Raw genomic sequence first — 23,545 nt, 5'->3', positions numbered from 1 at the left:
TCCAGATTCGGGTAAAGGAAACTAATGCCACATTAGATAAGGAGGGACGACGATATGAAATCCATGTTAATTACGGGTGCCTCGTCAGGAATCGGATTAGCGACAGCTCGTCGCTTTGCTGAATCCGGATGGACAGTTTACGCGGGGGTACGCGAACGAACGGAAACACTTGAAGACTTTAGTTCTACTCACCTTCGCTTCATTACACTTGATGTCACGGATACGAAAAGTTTGAAAGCAGCTTCTCACCAAATCGAACAAGAGGTCGGTCATCTCGATGTCTTGTTTTGTAATGCCGGCCAAGGCTTACTGCGGGCAATCGGGCAGGCGACGAGTTATGAGATCAACCAACTGTTTGAGACGAACGTCTTTGGCGTGATGCGAACGATTGAACAGTGTCTGCCCCTGTTAAAAGCGGCACCGCACGGGAGTCACTTGCTCGCGACTTCAAGTACGAGCGGACTCGTCGGACAACCACTCAATGAAATTTATTGTGCGAGCAAATTTGCCGTCGAAGGTTTACTCGAAAGCCTCGCGACCTATTACAAACCGTTCTTTTCAATTGATGTGACACTGATTGAGCCCGGTGCCGTCGAGACGAACTTCACGGCAAACGTTCTTGACCAGCTCGAGCAGTCAGGCGGCTTGCATGAGGATGATTTTAAACCAATCGTCGAAAATTATTTACGTCTGTACCGGAAACACCATGCGACGCGCCAAGCATCGCGTGAAATCGCTGAGTTGGTTTATGCCCTCGTCCACATGAAAGAACCAAAACCGCTGCGCGTCCGCACGACACCGGTCGACGAGGCTTTCGTCGCGCATAAGACATCTGCCGATCCGTCCGGATTAATCGGTATCATGAAGACACGTCAATTGACATTAAATCTTGAATGATTTCCCTCTTGTAAAAAAAACGCCGTCACCCTCTCGTCAGACGTCCTATACTGAGACTATATACCTACAGCTTAGAAAGGGCGGTCTTGTCATGACGACATTATTTTTGTTTACCGCGGTTTATCTACTACCCACGTTCATCATGTTTTATATGTCCGTCGACATTTTCTTACGCAATCCGAAACGAGCGGAACACCGCCTGTTAAGTCTGTTCACATTTGCTTACGGGATGATGTTCTTAGGCGAATTTTTCCGAAATGCTTCGCCGATTGAAATGAGTCCAGCTTTCGTGACGTACTGGTTCGGAAATGCCGGATTACTTGTATTTAGTACGTCTCTTCACTTTATCTTTCGTGTCTCAAATCTTCGAAAAAAAATCCCCCGTTTTTTGTATCCCGGGATTTTTTATGCACCGATGCTCATCGTCCTCGTAACTTATCTCTTTCAAACGAATGTCATCAACAGCCAACGTTTTGAACAAGTCGGTCTGTTCATCTACCCAGAATTCAATTCATCTTATTTAATTACAATCACCGTCGGAAACGTGTTTCACACCTTGGTCTTCACGTTACTTGTTTATACACGCAAACAATTAAACGATGCGCGGCGGGGGATTATCACCTTACTGATTTTCGCTGCTTCGTTCACACTCATCTGGAACATTTTGTTCGGTTACTTTTCGTTTTACGGCAAGATCCCACCGTATGCGTATATGTATGGCGGACTCTTTTGGGCGGCTGCCATCACGATGTCAATGCGTCGATTTGATTTCTTGGCTTCTTATCAAACACGCTTCGCGACACTCTACAACTTGAACCCATCAGCCATCGTTCTTCTAGACCGCAGTGGCGTCATCGAAAGTGCTAATCCGGCCGCCTATCAACTGCTCGAAGAAACGGAACTCGTCGGACAGTCGTTCCTTGATTACTTGCCGCAAAACAAGCGAACGGACTGGCTCGAACATTACACACACCACTTTGACTCTTCTAATCAATTCATCGAATACGAAACGAAAGTCGCGACGATTCAAAAACAGGAACGGTATGTCGTCATGGATGGGGATTTCGTTTTCATCGAACAAGAACTGCATGGGATGTTGCTCATTCGTGACATTCAAGCTTCGAAAGAGGCGGAACAAGCGATTCGTTTCTTCGCCTATAACGATCCCTTGACGAAGATTCCGAACCGACGCAGCTTTTACGAAACAGCCGCGGCGGAACTCTTACAACACGCGAGTTGCTCGATTGCCGTCGTCGATCTCGACGGATTCAAAGCGATCAACGATACGTTCGGTCATCAAATCGGTGATGAATATTTAATTCACATCGCACAGCTGCTAGAAGAACATGTTGCAGAAATCGGATTTGCGGCACGTGTCGGAGGCGATGAATTTTTCTTATTGCTCTATGACCAGACACCAGAACAGCTGCACCACTTCGCGACGTCCTTGCTCGAGCGGTTCCAAGTCAATCCTTTCACGCTAGCTGAAGAATTAATCGACATCCGAACGAGTATCGGGATCAGTTTTTCACCTGACCACGGGATCAACCTTGATACATTGATTCACCATGCAGACCAGGCGATGTATGACGTCAAAAACAACGGTAAAAATGATTACCGGATTCATGATACGATGGACAAAACATTGCGTCAGCATTAAGGAGATTTGTATGATTTCATTTTTAGCGATTTTTTCACGGTTGTTCAAAGGCATTCGACGAGCGTTTCAGATTTCTTATTTCCAGGGACTCCTGTTCCTCTGTTTGTTGACGTTAGTTTCCGGAACAATTTTCTATAGCACCGAAGAAAATTTATCGATCGTCGATGCTCTCTATTTCTGCATCACGACGCTCAGTACGATCGGTCACCCGACGTTCGTTCCGACGACGACACTTAGTAAAATCTTCACGATGGCCTACATTACGATTGGATGCGGTCTGTTCCTGACCTTGATTGCTACCCTCTCGTACGTATTGATTAAGCAACCCGACGAAGATTGATGAAGGGAGAACGTCCGATGCGACAAGCCGCGATTCAAAACAACTTCGACTGGTGTCGGCTCATCTGTGAGCTCCACGGCTGTACCGTAAAGGAAACGGACGATCAATGGATTGCGACCGGAGACGTGCCTGCACTGTATCCAGAAGTGATGATTCGGACGCCCCATCAACACTTGACGTTCGATACAGCAAGCAGTATCAAAGATTGTACGGCGAGCTATGATTTTTCAAAAGACGGTCTGACTCATCTCTTTACAGCAGAGTGGATTGCACGCCAACCGATTTATGATCGTCTGGCCCTGCCGCCTGACTGGACGGTCGTGACAAACGTGCGGCTTGCAGAACAGTTTTTCAAACTCGTCGACGTCCATGACTTACCACGTGACCTATTCAATCGAAAAGAGGTCCGCCTGTTTTTCTCCGATCAACAACAAGCTGCCTTTATCGCTTTTTCGAACGGACAGACGACGGGACTTTCGCATTTAACATCGGATTATCTAGACGAGCGCTTATGGGACGATGTCATTCGGCTCAGTTCAGCCCATTTTCCCGGGCAACGAATCGTTGGCTACGAGTATGGCGATCAACTGATCACAGCACTCGAAGCCGGATTTGATGATATCGGTCCGCTCGCTGTTTGGACACGGATGACGCCTTGATTCAGGCGATGTATCGCTTATCGAGGTCGAAGAGTTCATGTAGGTATACTGCCTTATAGCGCTTTCTCGTCTTCAAAGCGACACGCCTAAAAAGCATCATGTTTCGTTGACTCCTGCGGGGAAAGCAACGAAATGAACGACGCTCTCCTTTCACGACTACAACTTTGTCTACACGAAAGAAGCACGCCTGACAAATCGTCAGGCGTGCTTCTTCAATGTTTCACATCAAATGATTGATAAAGGCAGTCGCAATCCCGAAATAAACGAGTAACGACAAGATGTCATTGAGCGTCGTAATGAGTGGACCCGAGGCAATCGCCGGGTCAATCTTCAACCGGTGCAAAATCAGCGGAATGATTGTCCCGGCGAGCGTTCCGAAAATCAACGTGATGATTAACGAACTACCGACGACGAGACCAAGAATCGGATTTCCCTGCCAGACATAGGCAATGATGGCGATTAAAATTCCACACGTCACCCCGATGATTAAACCGACGCGGAATTCCCGTAAAATCAAACGCGTAACGACCTTTTTGTCGACTTCCCGTGTAATCAACCCCCGGACAACGACCGCAAGTGATTGCGTTCCTGTGTTTCCGGTCATCCCGGCAATCATCGGCATGAAGAAGGCGAGCGCAACGACTTTCGATAGTGTCTCCTCAAACTGACTGATGATCGAACCGGAAACGAGGCCGATGAACAGTAATAAAATCAACCAAGGCAACCGACGTGTTGCGGCAATCAGTGGTTTCGTCTCAAAATCAATCGACTTACCGGACGCTGCCAGCTTCTCGATGTCCTCATTCGCTTCTTCCCGTAAAACATCTAACGCATCATCGACCGTAATCAGACCGACGAGTACATCGCCTTCGACGACAGGTAACGAAACGAGGTCATAGCGTTCGAACATCTTCGCGACATCTTCCTGATCGGTTTCAGCCGATACACGGATGACTTTTTGATCCATGACGTCACCAATCTGCTCGGCATTATTCGCAAGAATTAAATTCCGGTATGAGATGACACCGACGAGTTCACTCAACTGATTGACGACGTAGACATAATTAATCGTTTCCGAATACTCGATATAGTCACGCATCTTTTCGACGGTCTCTCCGACCGTGAAGTCTTCCGGGACCCAAATAAAACGGTTTGTCATCAAGCGACCGGCTGTCTCGACTGGATAGGTCAGCAGGTTTCGGACGACGAGCGCTTCATCCTGACGCATACCGGACAGAAGGCGGTCGACTTCCTCTTCTTGCAGCTCTTCTAAGAGGTCAACTAAATCATCGTTTTCCATCAAGTCCATTACGTGACCTGCATGTTCGACATCGAGTCGACGCAAGACTTCTAATTGTTGTTCAAGCTCAAGTTCCTCAATGACATCTGCTAAACGCTCGTGATCGAGATAACGAAGCAGCCGTTCTTGCTCGACTGGTTCTAGCTCAACATAAAGCTTTGCTAAGTCATATGGATAGACTTCCTCAATCGCTTGTTGTGCTTGTTCACGACGCTCTTTTAACAGCGCATCCAGCAACAATAACTTCCACTGTTGTTCATTCGACTGACTCACGTTACCACCCCCACGTTTTCTCCTTCTATATCTTAGCATGAGATGTTCAAAAGCTCCCCCCTTTGAATCCAGTTGACATTTGCAGACAAACCCGTTAAAGTTTGCCCTAAGGAAACATTTATAGTTTAACGAATGATACATGACTTTATGCAATCTAATTTTTTTAGTTCTTTTTTTGCCCTAAGGAAACTTTTTATACCTTCATTAAAATTTGAAAGGAGCATGTACGATGTACGCCATAGAAGTAGAACAATTATCTGTCTCCTATTTTGAGACGACGGCACTTGAAGATGTGTCGTTAAACATTTTATCCGGTCAGCTCGTCGGCATCATCGGTCCGAACGGGGCCGGGAAATCAACGTTCATCAAAGCCTTAATGGAGTTGATTCCTGCGCAAGCTAAAAAAATCACCCTGCTCGGACAAACGATTGATGCGACGCGAACTCAAATCGCCTATGTCCCACAACGGAGTGCCATCGATTGGGATTTTCCGATTCGTGTCCTCGATGCCGTACTGATCGGTTGTTATCCGAAGCTCGGGTTGTTCAAACGACCGAACAAACACCACCGCGCTTTTGCGAGTGCTTGTCTCGAACGCGTCGGCATGAGCGAGTTCGCCGACCGCCAAATCGGTGAACTGTCTGGTGGACAGCAACAACGGGTCTTCTTAGCTCGTGCGCTTGCCCAGGAAGCTGAACTTTTATTACTCGACGAACCGTTCGTCGGTGTCGATGTCGTCAGTGAACGTGTCATCATCGATCTCCTGCGCACGTTGCGTGACGAAGGCAAAACGATCATCGTCGTCCATCACGATTTGAGTAAGGCAGCTGATTATTTTGACGAATTATTACTCCTTAACAAGACGGCAATCGCGTACGGTCGACCGGAAGAGGTCTTGCAAGCAGATACGATTGAAGGGGCTTACGGGAATCCACTTGCCTTCTTGAAGAAAGCGGAGGTCTCCTCATGAATTTCATCGAAGCGATTTTTCAATACGATTTTTTACAAAAAGCACTCATCACGTCCATCATGGTCGGTGTGATTTGCGGCGTGATCGGATGTTTCATCATTCTGCGCGGCATGTCTTTGATGGGCGACGCGATTTCGCACGCCGTCTTACCCGGTGTCGCGATTTCCTACTTGCTTGGAATCAACTTCTTCATCGGAGCGGTCGCAACGGGTCTGCTGACGGCACTCGGGATTGGATTCGTCAGCCAAAACAGTCGTATCAAGAATGATACAGCGATCGGCATTCTCTTCACGTCCGCCTTCGCTCTCGGGATTATCCTGATTTCATTTTTACGCAGTAGCAGCGACCTGTACCACATCCTGTTCGGTAACGTGCTCGCCGTCCGTCCGAGTGATATGTGGATGACCCTCATCATCGGTATCATCGTCCTCGGTGGCATTTATCTCTTTTACAAGGAATTACTCGTGACCTCGTTCGACCCGACGATGGCAGCTGCCTACGGTCTTTCGACACGATTCATCCATTATTTACTGATGATGATGTTGACGCTCGTCACGGTCGCCTCCTTACAGACCGTCGGCATCATTCTCGTCGTCGCGATGCTGATTACGCCTGCTGCGACAGCCTATCTGTTGACGAACCGGCTCTCACGGATGATTTTCCTGTCGGCCAGCTTCGGAACGATTTCCGCCATCATCGGTCTTTACTTGAGCTTCACGTACAATCTGTCTTCCGGTGCGTCGATTGTTCTCGTCGCAACCGCATTGTTTGCGCTCGTCTTCATTTTTTCCCCGCGCCACGGTTTGATGCGGAAATGGAAAACATCAACAAAGGAGGTTGCTTCATGAAATTAAAAACGCTCATTCCACTCGTCGGTCTCAGCGCGCTACTCGCTGGATGTTCAAGTGAATCAACAGACAACGATAAACTTCAGGTCGTCACGACCTATTCGATTTTAGAGGACATGGCCCGCGTCGTCGGCGGTGAACACGTCGAGGTCCATAGTATGGTCAAAATCGGAGCAAACCCGCATGAATATGACCCACTTCCGACGGATGTTCGAAAAATGGCAGATGCCGATGTCGTCTTTTACAACGGACTCAACCTTGAAGCTGGAGGTTCATGGTTCAACAAATTACGTTCAAGTACGAACAAAGACGATAAAGATGCTCCTGTCTATGAACTGAGTCAAGGTGTCGATCCGAAGTACCTGACATCTAAAGGGAAAGAACAGGAAACCGATCCCCATGCATGGCTCGATCTTCAAAACGGAATTCAGTATGTCGAAAATGTCAAAGACGGTCTCATTAAAGAAGACCCGGAACATAAAGCTGATTATGAAAAAAATGCATCGTCCTATATTCAAGAACTTGAAACACTCGATACGCGAGCAAAAGAACGCTTTGCCCGGATACCGGAAGAACAACGTCACCTGATTACGAGCGAAGGTGCTTTTAAATACTTTAGCGATGCTTACGATTTTAAAGCCGATTACATTTGGGAAATCAATTCAGATAACCAAGGGACGCCGGATCAAGTTCGCCGCGTCGTCGACTTGATTAAACAACAAGAGATTCCCGTCCTGTTCGTCGAAACGAGCGTCGATCGTCGGAGCATGGAAACTGTCTCGCGTGAAACCGGCGTCCCGATCGGTGGTACGCTCTACACCGATTCACTCGGTGCCGAAGGAAAAGACGGATCGACCTATTTGACGATGATGGAAGCGAACTTCGATACGATTGAACAACAATTGAAATGAGCTAGTCATTAAATCGTCATCATCCCCCTCTCAAATCGATTAAACGACACGGTATACTGACTGATAGAGGAAATCGATTTGGAGGGAAGTTCATGAAACGACAAGTACGTTGGTTTACACTAACGTTGACGGCAAGTCTAGCGCTCGGCGCTTGTGCCCCAGCGGAACAACATACAGACAAGCAGATGAGCACAGAACATGCAGAGCACGAGACGCACGGTGCAGGGGATCAACTCGAAAAAACGAGTGCCAAGACGATTGCACCCGCTTTCTTAAAAGAAACCGATGAATCGATCCAAACGATTTATCTTGCCGTCGCCAAGCATCAAGACTTACTTGAAAAAATGCCGTGTTACTGTGGATGCGGTGAGACAGCCGGTCATACGAGTAACTATGACTGTTTCATCGCCGATCAGACAGCAGCAGGTGAAACGACGTGGACAACACACGGCATCACATGCGGGACATGTCTCGATATCGCGGCACAATCCATCGTCGCCTACCAACAAGGAACACCGATCAAAAAAATCCGCCAAGACATCGATGCAACTTACGCAACTACTGGAGTCGCCCCGACAAAAACACCTGCATTATAATACTCATTCAAAAAGCCCCTTACTCACACGGCTGCGCATCTTTAAATGCGTCGTCTGATCGATGGGGCTTTTTTTGTTGACGCACAATTAGCATTCAAAGCGTTAGTGTTTCCTTCTTTCTGTAGACGTTTCATTTCAGCTACACGGTGGAACATTTTGAAGAGATACCTGAAACAGGAAAGGATGACGACAGATGACACAGATGAAAGCCGTTGGATTTCACCAACACTTGCCGATTACAGAAGAGAATAGTTTGATTAATCTTGAACTGCCACGTCCGGAAGCGACTGGTCATGATGTACTCGTCGAAGTCAAAGCCGTTTCCGTCAATCCGGTCGATACGAAAGTCCGGGCACACGGTCAAGATGAAACGGAACCGAAAGTCATCGGGTATGATGCTGCCGGAATCATCGTCGAAGTCGGGAATGACGTCGGACGGTTTGAAGTCGGTGACGAAGTCTATTATGCCGGTGCCATCGATCGTCCGGGATCAAACAGTACGTTCCAACTCGTCGACGAGCGAATCGTCGCGAAAAAACCGGAACGGTTGACGTTTGCTGAAGCAGCAGCCTTACCACTGACGACACTAACGGCATACGAAGCATTAACCGATCGCCTCCATATCTCGTTTGACGCCAAGTCGAACCTCGACAAGACGATTTTAATCGTCGGTGCAGCCGGAGGTGTCGGTTCCATCGCGACGCAACTCGCGAACAAAGCCGGACTGACCGTCATCGGGACGGCTTCGCGCAGTGAAACTATTGACTGGGCGAAAGCACACGGGGCACACCATACGATCAACCACCATGAGGACTTCCGCCCGCAACTGGAAGCACTCGGCTATTCGTACGTCGACTACATTTTTTGTTTGAATGCGACCGATCAGCATTTTGAAGCGATGGTCGATGTCATTGCGCCGCAAGGAAGTATTTGCAGCATCGTCGAGACCGACAAATTGCTTGATTTAAGTGCCTTGCAACAGAAGAGTGCGAACTTCGTCTGGGAATTCATGTTCACCCGGTCCCTGTTCCAAACGCCTGACATGATGCGCCAACACGATATCTTGACGCAAGTCGCGGCGTGGATCGATGCAGAGGAGTTAGAAACGACGGTCACCAAAACCTTGACCGACATCAATGCAGCAAACTTAAAAGAAGCCCATCGTCTCGTCGAAAGTGGGAAGACGATCGGGAAGGTCGTCGTCGCAGAAGCATGATCCGGTCACTTCACCCAAGCCATTCAAGTAAAACACTAACTTAACTAAGGTCAATTCTACGCTCAGGCATACTGTCAATCAGTATGTCTTTTCTAATGTTAATTTCTCATATTAAAGATATTTTAACTTTTCTTCTATATTTTTAAGTCTAAAAAATGTACGATTATGATAAGAAAAATATGTACACAAGTTACATCTAATGCATATATACGCTGACGTAAAGGAGCATTTAAAAATTATATGAATAAATGGTTAAATAAAAAAATCAGTCGGCAAATCATGTTCGCTTTTTATCTTATCTTACTTGTACTTTCAACGACCTCGATTGCTGCTTACTTTTATACAAATCATCAAGTCGCTAATGCCGAAAGTAGGATTGACGATATCAGCACCAGAGAAGACCGCGCGACGAAGCTCTGGGATACATGGCAGTCGCTTCAGTATGAAGTCAGGGGCTATGTCGTCTTCGGAGATGACGCCGTCATGGATGTGATCGAGTCGAAACAAGCATCACTCGAGCGCCAGACGAAATGGTTCGAACAAAATCGGATTTATGAAGCTGATCAAATTTATGCGACTGACATCCGATCGCTCTATACGTCGTATACGAAATTCGTCATGCCGAGTCTCATCCGTTACGTCCAAGCGAAACAGTCAGGAGCGATTGATGAAACGTTTCTTGAGATGCCGAGTTTAAAAGCAATGATGCCAGACATTCCGTCAGACCCTGACCGGAAATTTAAAATGGATGCTTCCGATAGCGAAACGATGCGCACGAGTGTCAACACGATGGAAAGTGTCTTTACGAGTTACCGAAACAGCTTAAACGCAAAGGAAGCAACAGCAAAAGACCAACTCGTTCAACAGACGAAATACGCCGGTTGGATTTGGTTAATCAACCTAGCAGTCCTGTTTCTCGTCGTGTTACTCCTCGTTCGTCCTTTCATCGAACGGACGACGCGTCAAATCCAACTGCTGAGTAAAGAAAGTAAATTGCTCGCGCAAGGACAACATACAGCACCACTGATTCCGATTGAACGCTCTGACGAAATCGGCGAACTTAGTAAATCGTTTCATCAGATGGCATCCGCCCTGATTGATAACAAGCATCGCCTGATGTCGACGAACGATAACTTGGAACAAGCACTCAAAGTGACGTTACGCAATGAAGCATTACTAAAAATACGGAACCAACTGACAGAGACGCTTGCTTCCCGTGACTCCGTGACGGCTTATCCTGCTGTCATCGAAAAAATGGTTGAAATTACAGGGTCGACGCATGGATCACTTATCTTTAAAGAAGGAACGACTGTAACCAATATCATCTCGCACGCGATGACAGATCAAGAACAGGACACCTTGATCGCGACGATTGAACCATTAATCCGTCAAGCGCGCCGTGATAAGATACCGCATACGGCACAAAATGCTGAATGCGCCTTAGCCGTTACTCCGGTTCTTGATCCGAGTACGGATGAAATCATTGCCTATATCTATTTAATGCGTCTAGACATGGCCTTCAACAAACAAGAACAAGAAGAACTTGCGACCTTCTCACGTCAACTCGCCCTATCCCTGCTTCGGATGCGAACGTTTGATGAGATCGACCGTGAACGTGAGAAGACATCCCGTCTTCTAAACTCAATCCGTGAGTCCGTCGTCTACATTGAACCGGACGGCTCCAATCAGTTAATTAACCGGCCGTTACTTGATCTATTCAACCATTCAATCGAACAAGATTCGGAAGTCGACTGGTTGCTTGATATTGATGAATCGATCGTCAATTTAAAATACCGGGTTGACCAACTGCCTGAGTTTGAGCGTTATTTGCATCAAACCTTTATTGAGCACGAAACCGGTGAAGGTATCCTGTTCTCGATCGATCAGGAAAAACGTTTCATCAAAACGTATTCTGAAAAAATCCACTACGGTGGTCAGTTCCGTGGCATCATGCTCGTTATGCGTGACGTCACGAACGAAGTCGAAATCGATCGTTTAAAAAATGAACTCGTTTCAACGATTTCGCACGAATTACGGACACCCTTGTCATCGATTTACGGATTTACCGAATTGATGATTGAACGTGAGCTGTCACCGAAGCGGCAAAAGACTTACCTCGAAGCCGTTCACTCAGAGACAAAACGCTTATCTCTACTGATTAACGATTTCCTGGATTTACAACGGATGGAAGCAGACCGTCAGGAATATGAGTTTGAATCGTTTGATTTAGTCGAACTGATTGAAGACCTGAAACAATTCCACGGTCTCTCTTCGACGACTCATGTGATTACCGTCTCACACGATGTAACGCATCTGTTAATCGAAGGCGATGCGAAAAAAATCCGTCAATTGTTCGGGAACCTAATCAACAATGCCATCAAATATTCACCGGCCGGCGGAGCCATCGATATCGAATTAGCGGTTCGCGATACGCAGGCTTCCGTCGCGATTCGTGACCACGGAATCGGGATTCCGACTTCTGCGATGGGTGAATTATTCCAAAAATTCTACCGGGTCGATAACTCGGATACACGCAAAATCGGCGGGACTGGACTGGGTCTATCGATTTGTCGCGAAATCGCCCGTGCTCATGACGGTGAAATCCACGTCGAATCCATCGAAGGTGAAGGATCGACTTTCACCGTCGACTTGCCATTGCGCCATCCGAATGCTTGATTTCAACTACACACTTCATACAAAAAGGACAATCGATAAACGCTATCGATCGTCCTTTTTTGATTGCTTGAATTTGCGCTCTTACTTCAGGAGACGGCTCGCCACTTCGACTGTCCGTTTTGCTTGATGACGGACGGCAGGTTCAACTGACTCAACCATCTTCCCTTCCTGGTCGACGGTGACCGTCGTTCCGTACGGGTTCCCTCCTGCTGCAAACAGCACCGGATCCGAATAGCCAGGTGCCGCAACGATTGCACCCCAGTGGAACATCGTCGCATAGACGGCAAGGACGGTCGTTTCCTGACCACCATGCGGGTTTTGTGCAGAAGACATTGCACTGACGACTTTATCGACAAGTTTTCCTTGTCCCCAAAGTCCTCCCGTCGTATCAAGGAATTGTTGGAATTGACCCGGGACATGTCCATAACGCGTCGGCACACTAAAGATGATTGCGTCCGCCCAGTCGAGTAAGTCGACGGTTGCTTCTTCGACGTCACGTGTCGCGTCCGTATGTTTTTGCCAAAGTGGATTCGAGGCAATCGCTTCCGCCGGTGCGGTTTCTTTAACTTTTGCAAGGCGGACTTCTGCTCCGGCAGCTTCCCCTGCCTCTTTCGCCCACGTGGCGAGTTGATGATTGGTACCGGTCGAACTGTAGTAAATGACTGCTAATTTCACATTAGACATGGAATCGCTCCTTTTCTACGACAGTGACGGACAATGGATGTACAGGTTATCTTTTCCCATTTTGTCTGTAAAAAAACGCCTTTATCTTGATCCTAAGATTTTTTGTGACTGAACTTCGATGCCTGCTTCTCTTTTTTTCTTAGTTCGGAAGAACGGATGCAGTCGGCAACAACCATTTGAACCAACGTCCGTGCCCGTCCGTTTCAGCAATCGTCTGTTCCTGGAGTGCCCCGTCCCGGTACAGATCAAGGTGCAAATAACGGTCCTGAACGTTATTGTACAGGTGATAGACGTCACGCGTTTGTCCAATCCGCTCGACGACGTGGAGCAGTTCTTTTTTCAGTGCAAGCGGTAACTGGTTTGCGACATGGGTATGGAAAATACAGAGGATATGCGCTGTCGGAATTCGCTCGGCACATGGTTCAAGGAGTTGAATCCCATCCCCTTCAATCAGTTCGAGTGGATGTTCGGCGACGTAACGTGCCGCCTGTTCAAACAGTTCAAGCCGCTCACGGTGTTCCGTCCAAATCAAGGCCTTTAACCATAATCGTTCGTCGTCATCCGTCAAATCAACGGTGTTCAAGTCAAGCCCGATTCGCTCGGCAATCGGTGGTGCTGTCCGTGCAAGCGGTGGGACATGCTCACCTTCAATCGTCGACGTCAAACGAAGACGCGACGCCGGATTTCCGAACGTCTCCCCCGTTCCGTAGTCATATGCGTACTGGTCGAACAGCAACTGCAGACCGGCACTCGTACCGATCTCAAGTAACGCGAGCGGACGCTGTTCGGCTTGATGAATCATCCCGAAGACCGGATAGAGATAGGTACAGCGCCGGACTTCGTTCGTTTGGACGAGACGCGTCGTCAGCAACTCAATCAATTCCGTTTCGTAGACCCGGCAAAAATCCTGAAAAGCCGGAAATGACTCATCGAACGGTGCGGCGTCCGTCGTCACACTCGGATAATACCGGGCTAACGGATGCTCGACCCCTTTTAGTAACAGATAATGGACGGCACCAAACAAGAGGTTCGGTACCGGTTGTCCGTCCCGTGCCTGTTGGCATATTGTCAAGATCGCTGTGTCACACGCGACGTGACGGGATAAGTACTCATAAAAAGGGCTCGAGTCCTTACACTCGCGTTCCGCGAACGTCTGAAACCGTACCGCTAATTCTTTGTTCGTCATCGCTATTCCCCCTACTAAATCGTTCTTTTGAATAAATTCACCAAATTATTCCAAACCCCTTTTTTATATTTTATAAAATAAACGAATATACCATTTCACAATTTTTAGCACATCGTGATGTTCCTTCGCTTTTGTTATAGGGTAAATAGCATCATACAACGATGATACAGACAAGGAGGTTGGCTTTGATGATCGGATTCGGTTACGCATTTTATTTACTGTTAGGTATGCTGAAATTTTCACTCTTCAGCTTTTATACGAACACAGAAGTTTCATTTAAGCTCGTCCTGTTGAACCTGGCCGGGATGTTGCTGTTATCGAGCTGGACCTTGCTCATCCAGTGGAAGAAACGGCGCTGGATTTGGCTTGGTCTGTTAGTGCTACATAGTTTCCTGTTAGTCTCAGATCTTTGGTATTACCGCTACTTTGACGATTTACTGTCCGTTTCCCTGATGTCGCAAATGCTGCAGATGAGTGATGTCGGCAGTGGTTTCATGGCACTGATCGTCCCGACCGATTTTTTCCTGTTCGCAGATAGCATCATCTTCGGACTCGTTTTAATCTTCTTACGGAAGAAACGGTTTACTGTTGCGAAGCGACAACAACGTCGTTCGGCGGTTGCCGCTTTTCTCGCCGGCATCGTGCTGTTCGCAGCACCGCTCACCTATGCCGTCGTCAAACAGGAGCAGCGGCTCGACCAGTCGATCTCCGACATGCGGGACTATTACCAGCTCGGGTTTTGGGGATATCACGGTGTCGATCTCGCCGGTGGAATCACGCGGGCCATCAGTCCGGACGAATCATTGACGGAAGCGGAGCGGCGACGGCTCGAACAATCCGCATCGGATGAAACGGCTGGTGCTGTCAACACACCGAACATCATCATGGTCCAGCTGGAATCCTTCCAAGGGTCCGTCATCGGACAGATGATTAACGGGCAGGAGCTGACGCCGCACTTAAACGAACTCAAACAGGAGTCGCTCTACTTCGAGTCGTTTTATCACCAAACGCACGAAGGACGGACGTCGGATGCGGAATTCATTACGAATACGTCGCTGTACCCGTTGAAGTCGGGCTCGGTCTACACCCGTTTCCCGGACAATGAGTTCGGCGCCTTACCGCAACTGTTAAAAGACAGCGGCTATGACACAGCCGCAATGCACGCCTACGACAAAGGGTTTTGGAACCGGGACAAAGTTTACGACAACCTCGGATTCAATCACTTTTTCAGTAATAAAGATTATCCGGACAACAAAGAAATCGGAATGGCCTTAAATGATAAACAGTTTTTGACGAAGTCGATCGAACATATGGAGACGTTACAAGAGCCGTTCTTCTCGTTCCTCGTCGCCTTGACGAGTCATACGCCGTATGAGATTCCAAAAGACGAACGCGAACTCGACTTAACAGGGTACGACGATCCGATGCTGAAACGGTATTACCAGACCGTTCATTATGTCGATCAAGGCGTCGGACTGATGATTGACGAATTGAAAGCGAAAAACATGTGGGATGATACCCTCGTGATCTTTTACGGTGACCACGACAGCGGCTTGACGAACGAAGGCAGCGAACTGCGGGAGAAAGCCGGAATCGACAACCCGGTCGACCTGTTCGAACTTGACCGGCAAGTTCCGCTGTTCATCAAGAAACCGAATCAACAGGACGGAAAGATCATCAAAGAAAACGGCGGACAAATCGATATCGCTCCGACGATCGTCGACTTGCTCAACCTCGAGTCATCCTACATGATGGGCAACTCGCTCGTCGATGATGAACCGAACGTGACGGCGTTCCGTGATGGTTCGTTCCGTTATCAAAACTATTATTATGAAGCGGACTTAACGGAAAAAGCCGGCAACGGTGTCTGTTATGACGTCTCGACGACAAGCGAAGTCGACCTTGATTTATGTAAAAAACAAGCGGATGTCCGGAAGGATTTACGCCTATCGGATGCCATCATTGAGAAGAACGGCTTGGAACAATAAACGAATTAAGAAATCACTTTTTCTTCACGCGCTTTCCTCAGGCGAGACACAAGCCAGTTTTCCTGTCCTCTCTGGACAGGAAAGCGGGTCTTGTTTGTCTCTGACAGCGCAAGTCACCTTGCGCTTTTTCCTGCAGGAGTCGCGTGATTCAAATGATTTCTGCAACACTAAAGGAGGAGCAGGACTCAACATCCGGCTCCTCTTTTTATGTGCTTTAGTCAATCCATCTTGAACGGATCATTTAGTGAGATGTCCGATATTTATTCAACCACTGTCGTTCCTCGTCAAACAGGACATCCCATCTTTTCGTGATGATCCAGTCAAACAACACCGGAATCGTCTTATCCGATTGTCGATAGCGATTCAAAAAACGCAGTGCAACCAGACCATCGTCGCTTTGAATCTGCCGCTTTCGCTTCAACATAGTCTTCAGCCGTTTGACGACCGGCTGAATGGAGGATGCATCCCCGTGTTTCGCAATTCCGAGCAACGCATATGCTTTGACGTCGACCGACCGATCCTCCAAACCTTTTATAAACATTGGCAGGAACGAGTCGTCTCCTAGTTCACTGATGGCATTGAGTGCCGAGTGCCGGACATCACCTTTCGGATGATCGAGGAGCGGTAACAGATGCGGAATCACCCGCTCCGTCCCGATCGTTGCCAACACAAAATTCGCACTCATGATCTCAAACGAATCGGTGGAGGTCGTAATAAATCGAATTAACGCCTCTTCTGCTAAAGCCCCCCGACAGGAGCCGAGTGCATCAATCGCCGAATTTCGAATAGCCGAACGGGAATCCTCGACATACTGGATGATATCCGTCGCGTCATGTACCCGTTCCTGTTTCGCCGGTTCATCGAGGATGCTGACAATTAGTGTCGGCTTCGTCTCTTGCGCCAGCCGTTCTAACAGAAAATCAGCAACACGTACGTCACCTGTATTCATCCCAATTGTCCCAAGCATAAAGTAGTAATACTGTTTCATTTCTAGTCGCTTAGTCTGTTCAAGCAGGTCCATTAACACAGGAAGCATTTGAATATCCTGAAAACGCCGTGCTGTTTCATAAGCCAAGTCAGACGGCGGCCCTTCACTCGTAGAATAACCCCATTCTTCATCGTACACATATTCATCAATCGACATCTGCCCCGCTAATGCGATCAATTCATCTTTGTTCATCGGCAGTTCCTTTAGTCTTCTCAAACAGTTTATACCAGTACAACGTGATATCAATTTCCGGATTAGCAGACTGTTTCAGCGTATCTACCCCACCAAGCACAAATCCTTCTTTGGCATAAAAACGGCAGGCAATCAAATTATCGTTTTGCGCTTCAAGCGATAAGCCGATCAACGACTGTTCCTTCGCCCAGGTTTCGGCTGCTTCAAGCAACAAATGGCCGACGCCACTTTTCCGAAAACTGCTTCGGACAGCGATATTTTCAATGTAGGCTAAACGATTCCAGTCTTTGACGAGACGGATTTGCCCAATGCATTCGTTCTCATGAAAAGCTAACAAAACAATTTTTTCACTGCTGTCGATATAAGTAGACCAATCCAGTGTGTCATCCGGGAAACGGATTTCTGATAGGGTATCGTATAACTGTTCTTCGTAAGACCAAATGCCATCAGAAAAACGAGGAAGGACTTTACCAATGATAGGGAACGATTCATTTGTGTCGTTGATGATAGTTATGGATTGTTCCGTTAAAGGTTGAATTGTGATTTCTGCGTTTTTCTTCATAGATTTCCACCTTTCACAACCTGTCTTATAATTTCTTAAAATTAATCTTTTTTTGGCACATAAAGAAAGACAGAAGTACTTAAAAATCATGTAATCATTGCAATTTGCAATAGGTGGAAAACTTCAATACTTATATTTTTAACCTTAGGAGGTTATCAAGATAAACCCTTAAAAATATGAATCGACCTATATGAATCAGATGCCAAACTTGAAGCAAAATTTTTACAGAATGACAACGATGCATGCGTCTAAAAAAGGGTTCTGAAATCAAAATGATATCTACAAGAACATCGATTTTAAGTACTTATTCAGCCAAAAAGATTATTCGAAAAAGAAAAAATCGGTATGGAGCTGAACGATTACTAGTTCTTCCTCGAATCGATTGATCATATGTATCCCCTGCAGGAACTGGTTATATTTCTTAAAATTCACTCTATTATCATGAAGTCTTTTTTGATTTTTTCAATGTCTCGACCAGTTGTTTTTTCCAAATACTTTAGGAAAGCATCATTTTCTTTAGTACCAATATACGTTTTAAATTTCTCAACATGCCCTTCAAACCCTTTGAAATAATTACTTTGATAATGTGGATCGTTGTAAATTTTAATGAATTCAAGATAATCTTTAGTACTCATTTTGTTTCGAATTTGCATTAAAAGAGAGTCCCATTTTTTTATTTTTTTCTCGTATAAAGGCTTTTTAAGTTTATTTTCTCTTTTTTCTTCTTCTTTTAATTGTTGAACATATTGTTCGATGTCGTCTATGTATTGAAAAAGTTCAAGTCGATTTTGACTATCTAATTTTGGCAGTATTTCATTCTCGTACTTCTTATACATTTGTTCTCTATAAGATAACTTCTTTTTTATTATTTGATTTTCTTTTTTATTTCCCGTATTCTCTTTTAATAATTTGATTCCCGTTTTGGCTACACCCATCCCAGCTAAGATCTCTTTTTGATTATCTTTAATTAACTTTCCAACTTTTTTCCCGCCTTCAACAATTGATGTAATTTCAATTTTCGCCATATAATCCACCTTTAATAAAATTAGTATTTATACCATTAAAGTAATTAAACAGTTTATTTTTCAACCTTTAAACTCTATACATAAAAAAATCAAAATAAGTTTCACTTTTCTATTCTAAAGTATTTTTAAATAGAAGTATTAAATCATTATACTTGTTAAAAGTAGTCGATAAAATATCAATTTTCAGAGAGTTTCTAGCGCAAACTGAATCAATTGATACGAGAGCCAAAACATCAAGCAACCTATTCCAAAATCTAAAACCTTCCATGCTATTGGTTTTTTAAATACAGGAATTAGCCATCTCGCCCCATAACCCAGACCCAAAAACCATACAAACGATGCAATCAAGGCCCCGATTAAGAAATTAACTTTTTGATCCAATGTCAAAGTCCCAGCTATTCCCCCTATCACGACGACTGTATCTAAATATACATGTGGATTTAAAAGTGTAATCGCTAATGTGAGTAAGATCGTCTTGTGAATAGGGATAATTTTGGCATCAGTTGAAATGTCGATTGCACTTGATGAAGACAACGCATTACGCAAAGATTTGAATCCGTATAAGAGCAGAAATAGTCCTCCGACAATCGCAAGACCGACATTCGCAAAAGTATTATTTTTAATAGCAGTACCGACTCCTAGTACGCCGGTACACATCAGTAACACATCGCATAAGAAACATACTAGGACTACCCAGAAAATATTGTTTTTCAATAAACCTTGTTTTAGAACAAACGCATTTTGAGCTCCGATTGCTACAATGAGCGTACCTGACGTCAACATCCCCTTTAAAATTTCATTCACTTGATGGCCTCCTCTCTTCTCACCTAAAAAAATGATACATACTGTTTATGTAGTTCTTTCAAATATTAAGTATACTATTGCAAATAAAAAGTACCGAACCCTATTTGCTAGGATTCGGTACTTAAAGATGAAATGTCTTACATCATGCCGCCCATTCCACCCATGCCGCCCATATCAGGCATTGCAGGAGCAGATCCGGCTGGTTCTGGTTTATCGGCGATGACGGCTTCCGTCGTCAGGAACATCGCTGAAACAGACGCTGCGTTTTGAAGTGCTGAACGCGTCACTTTCGCCGGGTCGACGATTCCCGCTTCAATCATGTCAACGTACTCGTCTGTCGCGGCGTTGTAGCCCATGCCTTGCGCTTCATGTTTGAGACGCTCGACGATGACTGAACCTTCTTGACCGGCGTTTTCCGCGATTTGACGGAGTGGTGCTTCGAGCGCACGAAGGACGATGTTGACGCCTGTCGCTTCGTCGCCTGTTGAGACAGCAAGAATCGATTCGACGGCTTTCGTCACGTGAATAAAGGCTGTTCCCCCACCGGCAACGATTCCTTCTTCGACGGCTGCACGTGTCGCATTCAGTGCATCTTCAATCCGGAGCTTGCGTTCTTTCAGTTCCGTTTCTGTTGCTGCTCCGACTTTGACGACAGCTACGCCGCCCGCGAGTTTCGCAAGACGCTCTTGCAGTTTTTCACGGTCGAAGTCGCTTGACGTTTCTTCGATTTGCGCACGGATGGCGCCGACACGTGCTTCGATTGAATCACTGTGTCCGTGTCCTTCGACGATCGTCGTGTTGTCTTTTGAGACGACGACTTTCGACGCACGGCCGAGTTGCATGATTTGTGTTTCTTTCAAATCAAGACCGAGCTCTTCTGTGATCAACTCTGCCCCTGTGACGATCGAGATGTCTTCGAGCATCGCTTTACGGCGGTCACCGAAGCCTGGTGCTTTCACCGCAACCGCGTTGAACGTACCACGGAGTTTGTTGACGACGAGTGTCGCGAGTGCTTCGCCTTCGACGTCTTCCGCGATGATTAAGAGCGGTTTATTTTGTTGGACGACTTGCTCGAGGACCGGCAAGATTTCCTGGATGTTCGAGATTTTTTTATCTGTGACTAAGATGTACGGGTTCTCAAGCACCGCTTCCATCTTGTCGGAATCCGTGATCATGTATGGTGACGCGTATCCACGGTCGAACTGCATCCCTTCAACGACGTCGAGTTCTGTCGTGAAGCCGCGTGACTCTTCGATCGTGATGACACCGTCCTGACCGACACGTTCCATTGCTTCTGCGATCAATTGACCGACTTCTTCGTCAGCAGCTGAAATCGCCGCAACTTGTGCGATCGCTTCTTTGCCTTCGATCGGTTTTGCGATGGCGTGGAGCTCTTCGACGGCACGGCGGACCGCTTTTTCGATTCCTTTACGGATGACCATCGGGTTCGCACCCGCTGTGACGTTTTTGAGTCCTTCACGGATCATCGCTTGTGCGAGGACTGTCGCTGTTGTCGTACCATCCCCTGCGATTTCGTTCGTTTTCGACGCAACTTCTGCGACGAGTTTCGCACCCATATTTTCAAAGTGGTCTTCGAGTTCGATTTCTTTTGCGATCGTCACACCATCGTTCGTGATGAGTGGTGAACCGAATTTACGTTCGAGGACGACGTTGCGTCCTTTTGGTCCGATCGTCACTTTGACTGCGTCTGCTAATGCGTCGACACCGCGGAGCATCGCGCGGCGTGCTTCTTCACTGAATAAGATATCTTTTGCCATGACTGAAATCCCCCTTTTATTATTGTGCTACTGCTAAAATATCGCTTTCGCGTAAGATTAAGTATTCATTGCCATCGACTTTGACTTCTGACCCGGCATACTGTGCGTAGATGACATGGTCGCCGACGTTCACTTCAAGTGGTACACGTACACCCTGCTCTGTCACACGGCCTGTACCGACAGCGATGACTTTACCCTCTTGTGGCTTTTCTTTCGCTGACCCAGGAAGAACGATTCCTCCGAGTGTTGTTTCTTCTTTTTTAACGACTTCGATCACGATGCGATCACCAAGTGGTTTTAACATGCGAAACATCCTCCTTGAAAATGACTGTTTTTTAGCACTCACTTTAATGGAGTGCTAACATATTTTTATCTTAAACGGTTTTCAATCGAAATTCAACCCTGAACCCTTATCCGTTTTCCCGAAATCGCCATCTTTGAACCATCACCATTCGTGCGCCCGGCCTGTTTGTTTGTTACAATCGGGACAGTACCTTCAATACAAAGGAGTTGTGTCCCGACCGATGAAAAATTCCGTCAATCTGCCGTTCAACATGGCTGATAAGTGGCAAATCCGTCACATCATTCCGATTGTGATTTATTTGATCGTCCAGCTCGTACCGGCAACATTCCCGAGCTTTCTCTCAAAAAGCCAAATTCCGGGTGTCCTCGGCTGGTGGCTTGCGATTGGCTTTACCGTTGCCGTCATCGTCTCGTTCTTCTGTCTTCGTCCTGACTGGCAGAAGTGGAAAGCAGAGGGCAATCAGACGGATCCGATCGACACATTAAAGTGGATTGGGATCGGAATCGTGTTGCTTTACGCCTTACTGATTAGCGTCAACCTTCTTGATGCCTGGATGTCTGGTGGACTCGAAAACGTCGCGAAATCACAAAATACGGATGACATCATGAAAGCAATCCAAGTCATCCCGATTTTACAGCTGATGGTCGTCTTACTCGGACCGATCATGGAAGAATTTTTATTCCGCCACATTATGTTCGGGAACTTGTCGACAAAACTGAACTTCGTCTTCAGCTTCGTTCTCAGTGGTGTTATCTTCGGGTTCATCCACGGAGACAACAAGTTTTTGATTTATGTCGCAATGAGTTTTGTTTTCTCACTCGTCTTCGTCAAAACGCGCCGCATCATAGCACCGATTGCGATTCACGTTTTCAATAACGGAATTGTCGTACTCGCACTCTATGCAATGACTTAACTTAGGAAAGGTAGTGTTTTCATGCGCCAAGGCTCAAACTTCATGGCATTATTTTATGCCCTGTTCGGTATTCTCTTCATGTACCTCGCGTACAGCAACTCGATCGAGGCAGGAACCGTCTTTAACTTTTGGACGATTCTGTTGACACTGTTCGCAGCGATCGACTTTTACCGTCTTTACTTGATTTTCCGCTTCCGGATGGCTGCGAAGAAGATGATTGAGAAGGAACAAAACAAAAAAAATGATAAAGAATAAGTAACCTGTCCGCCTCTTGACCGATTCAGTTCGTGAAAGGGCGGATTTTTTTGTCTCTTGCTCACTGTATCCTTATGGAAAATCAGGCGAACAGTTTTTTAGACGCGCTATCGTCAGCTTGTTCCCGTTTCGAAATAATCGAAGTGACAAAAAAGAGTTACTTCTCGTGACTCCTACGGGAAAAAGCGCAAGACCACTTGCGCTGTCAGAGGCAAGTAAGACCCTGCTTCTTGTTCGCTAGAATCAAGAAGCAACGGCTTACGCCTCGCCCGAGGAAAGCACGGGAAAAAAACTCGTTTCGAAAAACCGCTCTTTCGAATGTTACCCCCGCGAATGGAACATATATTTTACTGACTCATTATCAAAAACCCTTATCTATCCATAGAAACAAATCACTTATACTGAAGATACGGTTCTTCACCGGAATCGAACGGGCAAACCCACAGAAATGTGGTGACGCAAAACTATAGGGGCTACCGCTTCAAGCTATGCTTGCCAGTTACCGAAGTTCACAAAAGGA

22 protein-coding genes and 1 riboswitch are annotated in these 23,545 nt (G+C 46.5%); of the genes, 13 read left to right on the top strand and 9 right to left on the bottom strand.

Annotated features, from left to right (window positions below):
• Positions 1 to 54: 54 nt before the first annotated feature.
• The 4 genes from KNP99_RS12820 to KNP99_RS12805 all read left to right on the top strand — a co-directional run bounded on the left by KNP99_RS12820 (position 55) and on the right by KNP99_RS12805 (position 3,556).
• Positions 55 to 897 carry an SDR family NAD(P)-dependent oxidoreductase gene (locus KNP99_RS12820; protein ID WP_214767814.1) on the top strand — a complete coding sequence of 281 codons (843 nt, stop codon included), beginning with the start codon at positions 55 to 57 and terminating at the stop codon, positions 895 to 897.
• 91 nt (positions 898 to 988) lie between these two features.
• The gene (locus tag KNP99_RS12815) at positions 989 to 2,557 is read left to right on the top strand and encodes a GGDEF domain-containing protein (RefSeq protein ID WP_214767817.1); all 1,569 of its coding nucleotides are present in this window, start codon (positions 989 to 991) and stop codon (positions 2,555 to 2,557) included.
• Positions 2,558 to 2,567: 10 nt separating this feature from the next.
• Positions 2,568 to 2,897, top strand: coding sequence for a potassium channel family protein (locus tag KNP99_RS12810; RefSeq protein WP_029331830.1), 330 nt, complete (start codon positions 2,568 to 2,570; stop codon positions 2,895 to 2,897).
• 17 nt (positions 2,898 to 2,914) lie between these two features.
• Positions 2,915 to 3,556, top strand: a complete 642-nt coding sequence (locus KNP99_RS12805; protein WP_088838011.1) for a hypothetical protein — start codon at positions 2,915 to 2,917, stop codon at positions 3,554 to 3,556.
• 220 nt (positions 3,557 to 3,776) lie between these two features.
• Here the strand turns inward: KNP99_RS12805 and mgtE are convergent, their stop codons facing one another.
• Positions 3,777 to 5,129: a magnesium transporter gene (gene mgtE, locus KNP99_RS12800; RefSeq protein WP_088838012.1), complete on the bottom strand. Its 1,353-nt coding sequence runs from the start codon at positions 5,127 to 5,129 to the stop codon at positions 3,777 to 3,779.
• 229 nt (positions 5,130 to 5,358) lie between these two features.
• Here mgtE and KNP99_RS12795 point away from each other — a divergent pair, with 229 nt between their 5' ends.
• The 6 genes from KNP99_RS12795 to KNP99_RS12770 all read left to right on the top strand — a co-directional run bounded on the left by KNP99_RS12795 (position 5,359) and on the right by KNP99_RS12770 (position 12,346).
• Positions 5,359 to 6,099 carry a metal ABC transporter ATP-binding protein gene (locus tag KNP99_RS12795; protein WP_214808921.1) on the top strand — a complete coding sequence of 247 codons (741 nt, stop codon included), beginning with the start codon at positions 5,359 to 5,361 and terminating at the stop codon, positions 6,097 to 6,099.
• A complete protein-coding gene (locus KNP99_RS12790) occupies positions 6,096 to 6,947 on the top strand; it encodes a metal ABC transporter permease (RefSeq protein WP_029331835.1) in 852 nt (283 codons plus the stop codon). The genes KNP99_RS12795 and KNP99_RS12790 overlap by 4 nt, the downstream gene beginning before the upstream one ends.
• Positions 6,944 to 7,858: a metal ABC transporter substrate-binding protein gene (locus tag KNP99_RS12785; RefSeq protein WP_088838015.1), complete on the top strand. Its 915-nt coding sequence runs from the start codon at positions 6,944 to 6,946 to the stop codon at positions 7,856 to 7,858. Before KNP99_RS12790 ends, KNP99_RS12785 begins: the two co-directional genes overlap by 4 nt.
• 92 nt (positions 7,859 to 7,950) lie before the next feature.
• Positions 7,951 to 8,454: a PCYCGC motif-containing (lipo)protein gene (locus KNP99_RS12780; protein WP_088838016.1), complete on the top strand. Its 504-nt coding sequence runs from the start codon at positions 7,951 to 7,953 to the stop codon at positions 8,452 to 8,454.
• A 193-nt stretch (positions 8,455 to 8,647) separates the two neighbouring features.
• Positions 8,648 to 9,670 carry a zinc-binding alcohol dehydrogenase family protein gene (locus KNP99_RS12775; RefSeq protein ID WP_214846132.1) on the top strand — a complete coding sequence of 341 codons (1,023 nt, stop codon included), beginning with the start codon at positions 8,648 to 8,650 and terminating at the stop codon, positions 9,668 to 9,670.
• A 240-nt stretch (positions 9,671 to 9,910) separates the two neighbouring features.
• Positions 9,911 to 12,346: a HAMP domain-containing sensor histidine kinase gene (locus tag KNP99_RS12770; protein ID WP_214846133.1), complete on the top strand. Its 2,436-nt coding sequence runs from the start codon at positions 9,911 to 9,913 to the stop codon at positions 12,344 to 12,346.
• An 81-nt stretch (positions 12,347 to 12,427) separates the two neighbouring features.
• On the opposite strand, the gene wrbA is transcribed toward KNP99_RS12770, so the two are convergent.
• The gene (wrbA, locus tag KNP99_RS12765) at positions 12,428 to 13,030 is read right to left on the bottom strand and encodes an NAD(P)H:quinone oxidoreductase (protein ID WP_088838019.1); all 603 of its coding nucleotides are present in this window, start codon (positions 13,028 to 13,030) and stop codon (positions 12,428 to 12,430) included.
• Positions 13,031 to 13,169: 139 nt separating this feature from the next.
• On the bottom strand, positions 13,170 to 14,216 hold the full coding sequence (locus KNP99_RS12760; protein WP_214770940.1) for a DUF2332 domain-containing protein: 1,047 nt from the start codon (positions 14,214 to 14,216) through the stop codon (positions 13,170 to 13,172).
• 188 nt (positions 14,217 to 14,404) lie between these two features.
• On the opposite strand from KNP99_RS12760, the gene KNP99_RS12755 reads away from it, so the two are divergent.
• Positions 14,405 to 16,204 (top strand): LTA synthase family protein, encoded by a 1,800-nt coding sequence (locus KNP99_RS12755; protein WP_215193303.1) that lies wholly within the window; start codon positions 14,405 to 14,407, stop codon positions 16,202 to 16,204.
• A 241-nt stretch (positions 16,205 to 16,445) separates the two neighbouring features.
• On the opposite strand, the gene KNP99_RS12750 is transcribed toward KNP99_RS12755, so the two are convergent.
• The 6 genes from KNP99_RS12750 to groES all read right to left on the bottom strand — a co-directional run bounded on the left by KNP99_RS12750 (position 16,446) and on the right by groES (position 21,857).
• Complete coding sequence (locus tag KNP99_RS12750) at positions 16,446 to 17,384, bottom strand: HEAT repeat domain-containing protein (protein ID WP_215193302.1); 939 nt, start codon at positions 17,382 to 17,384, stop codon at positions 16,446 to 16,448.
• Positions 17,371 to 17,946, bottom strand: a complete 576-nt coding sequence (locus KNP99_RS12745; RefSeq protein WP_088838023.1) for a GNAT family N-acetyltransferase — start codon at positions 17,944 to 17,946, stop codon at positions 17,371 to 17,373. The genes KNP99_RS12750 and KNP99_RS12745 overlap by 14 nt, the downstream gene beginning before the upstream one ends.
• A 428-nt stretch (positions 17,947 to 18,374) precedes the next feature.
• The gene (locus KNP99_RS12740) at positions 18,375 to 18,971 is read right to left on the bottom strand and encodes a hypothetical protein (protein ID WP_214770934.1); all 597 of its coding nucleotides are present in this window, start codon (positions 18,969 to 18,971) and stop codon (positions 18,375 to 18,377) included.
• Between the two features lie 183 nt (positions 18,972 to 19,154).
• Complete coding sequence (locus KNP99_RS12735; RefSeq protein ID WP_214770932.1) at positions 19,155 to 19,775, bottom strand: LysE/ArgO family amino acid transporter; 621 nt, start codon at positions 19,773 to 19,775, stop codon at positions 19,155 to 19,157.
• A 137-nt stretch (positions 19,776 to 19,912) separates the two neighbouring features.
• On the bottom strand, positions 19,913 to 21,553 hold the full coding sequence (gene groL / locus KNP99_RS12730) for a chaperonin GroEL (RefSeq protein WP_159173269.1): 1,641 nt from the start codon (positions 21,551 to 21,553) through the stop codon (positions 19,913 to 19,915).
• Between the two features lie 19 nt (positions 21,554 to 21,572).
• Positions 21,573 to 21,857: a co-chaperone GroES gene (gene groES / locus KNP99_RS12725; RefSeq protein ID WP_029331860.1), complete on the bottom strand. Its 285-nt coding sequence runs from the start codon at positions 21,855 to 21,857 to the stop codon at positions 21,573 to 21,575.
• A 220-nt stretch (positions 21,858 to 22,077) separates the two neighbouring features.
• On the opposite strand from groES, the gene KNP99_RS12720 reads away from it, so the two are divergent.
• Both KNP99_RS12720 and KNP99_RS12715 read left to right on the top strand, forming a co-directional pair.
• Positions 22,078 to 22,770 (top strand): CPBP family intramembrane glutamic endopeptidase, encoded by a 693-nt coding sequence (locus KNP99_RS12720; RefSeq protein ID WP_088838027.1) that lies wholly within the window; start codon positions 22,078 to 22,080, stop codon positions 22,768 to 22,770.
• Positions 22,771 to 22,791: 21 nt separating this feature from the next.
• The gene (locus tag KNP99_RS12715; protein WP_029331862.1) at positions 22,792 to 23,025 is read left to right on the top strand and encodes a DUF4305 domain-containing protein; all 234 of its coding nucleotides are present in this window, start codon (positions 22,792 to 22,794) and stop codon (positions 23,023 to 23,025) included.
• 423 nt (positions 23,026 to 23,448) lie between these two features.
• Positions 23,449 to 23,532: riboswitch (cyclic di-GMP riboswitch) on the top strand.
• The last annotated feature ends 13 nt before the right edge of the window (positions 23,533 to 23,545 follow it).

This window comes from Exiguobacterium sp. s95 (genome assembly GCF_018618655.1).
In the GTDB taxonomy this organism is placed as follows: domain Bacteria; phylum Bacillota; class Bacilli; order Exiguobacteriales; family Exiguobacteriaceae; genus Exiguobacterium_A; species Exiguobacterium_A oxidotolerans.
Note: the sequence above shows the minus strand (reverse complement) of the source record. Positions and strands in the feature narration are given on the sequence as shown.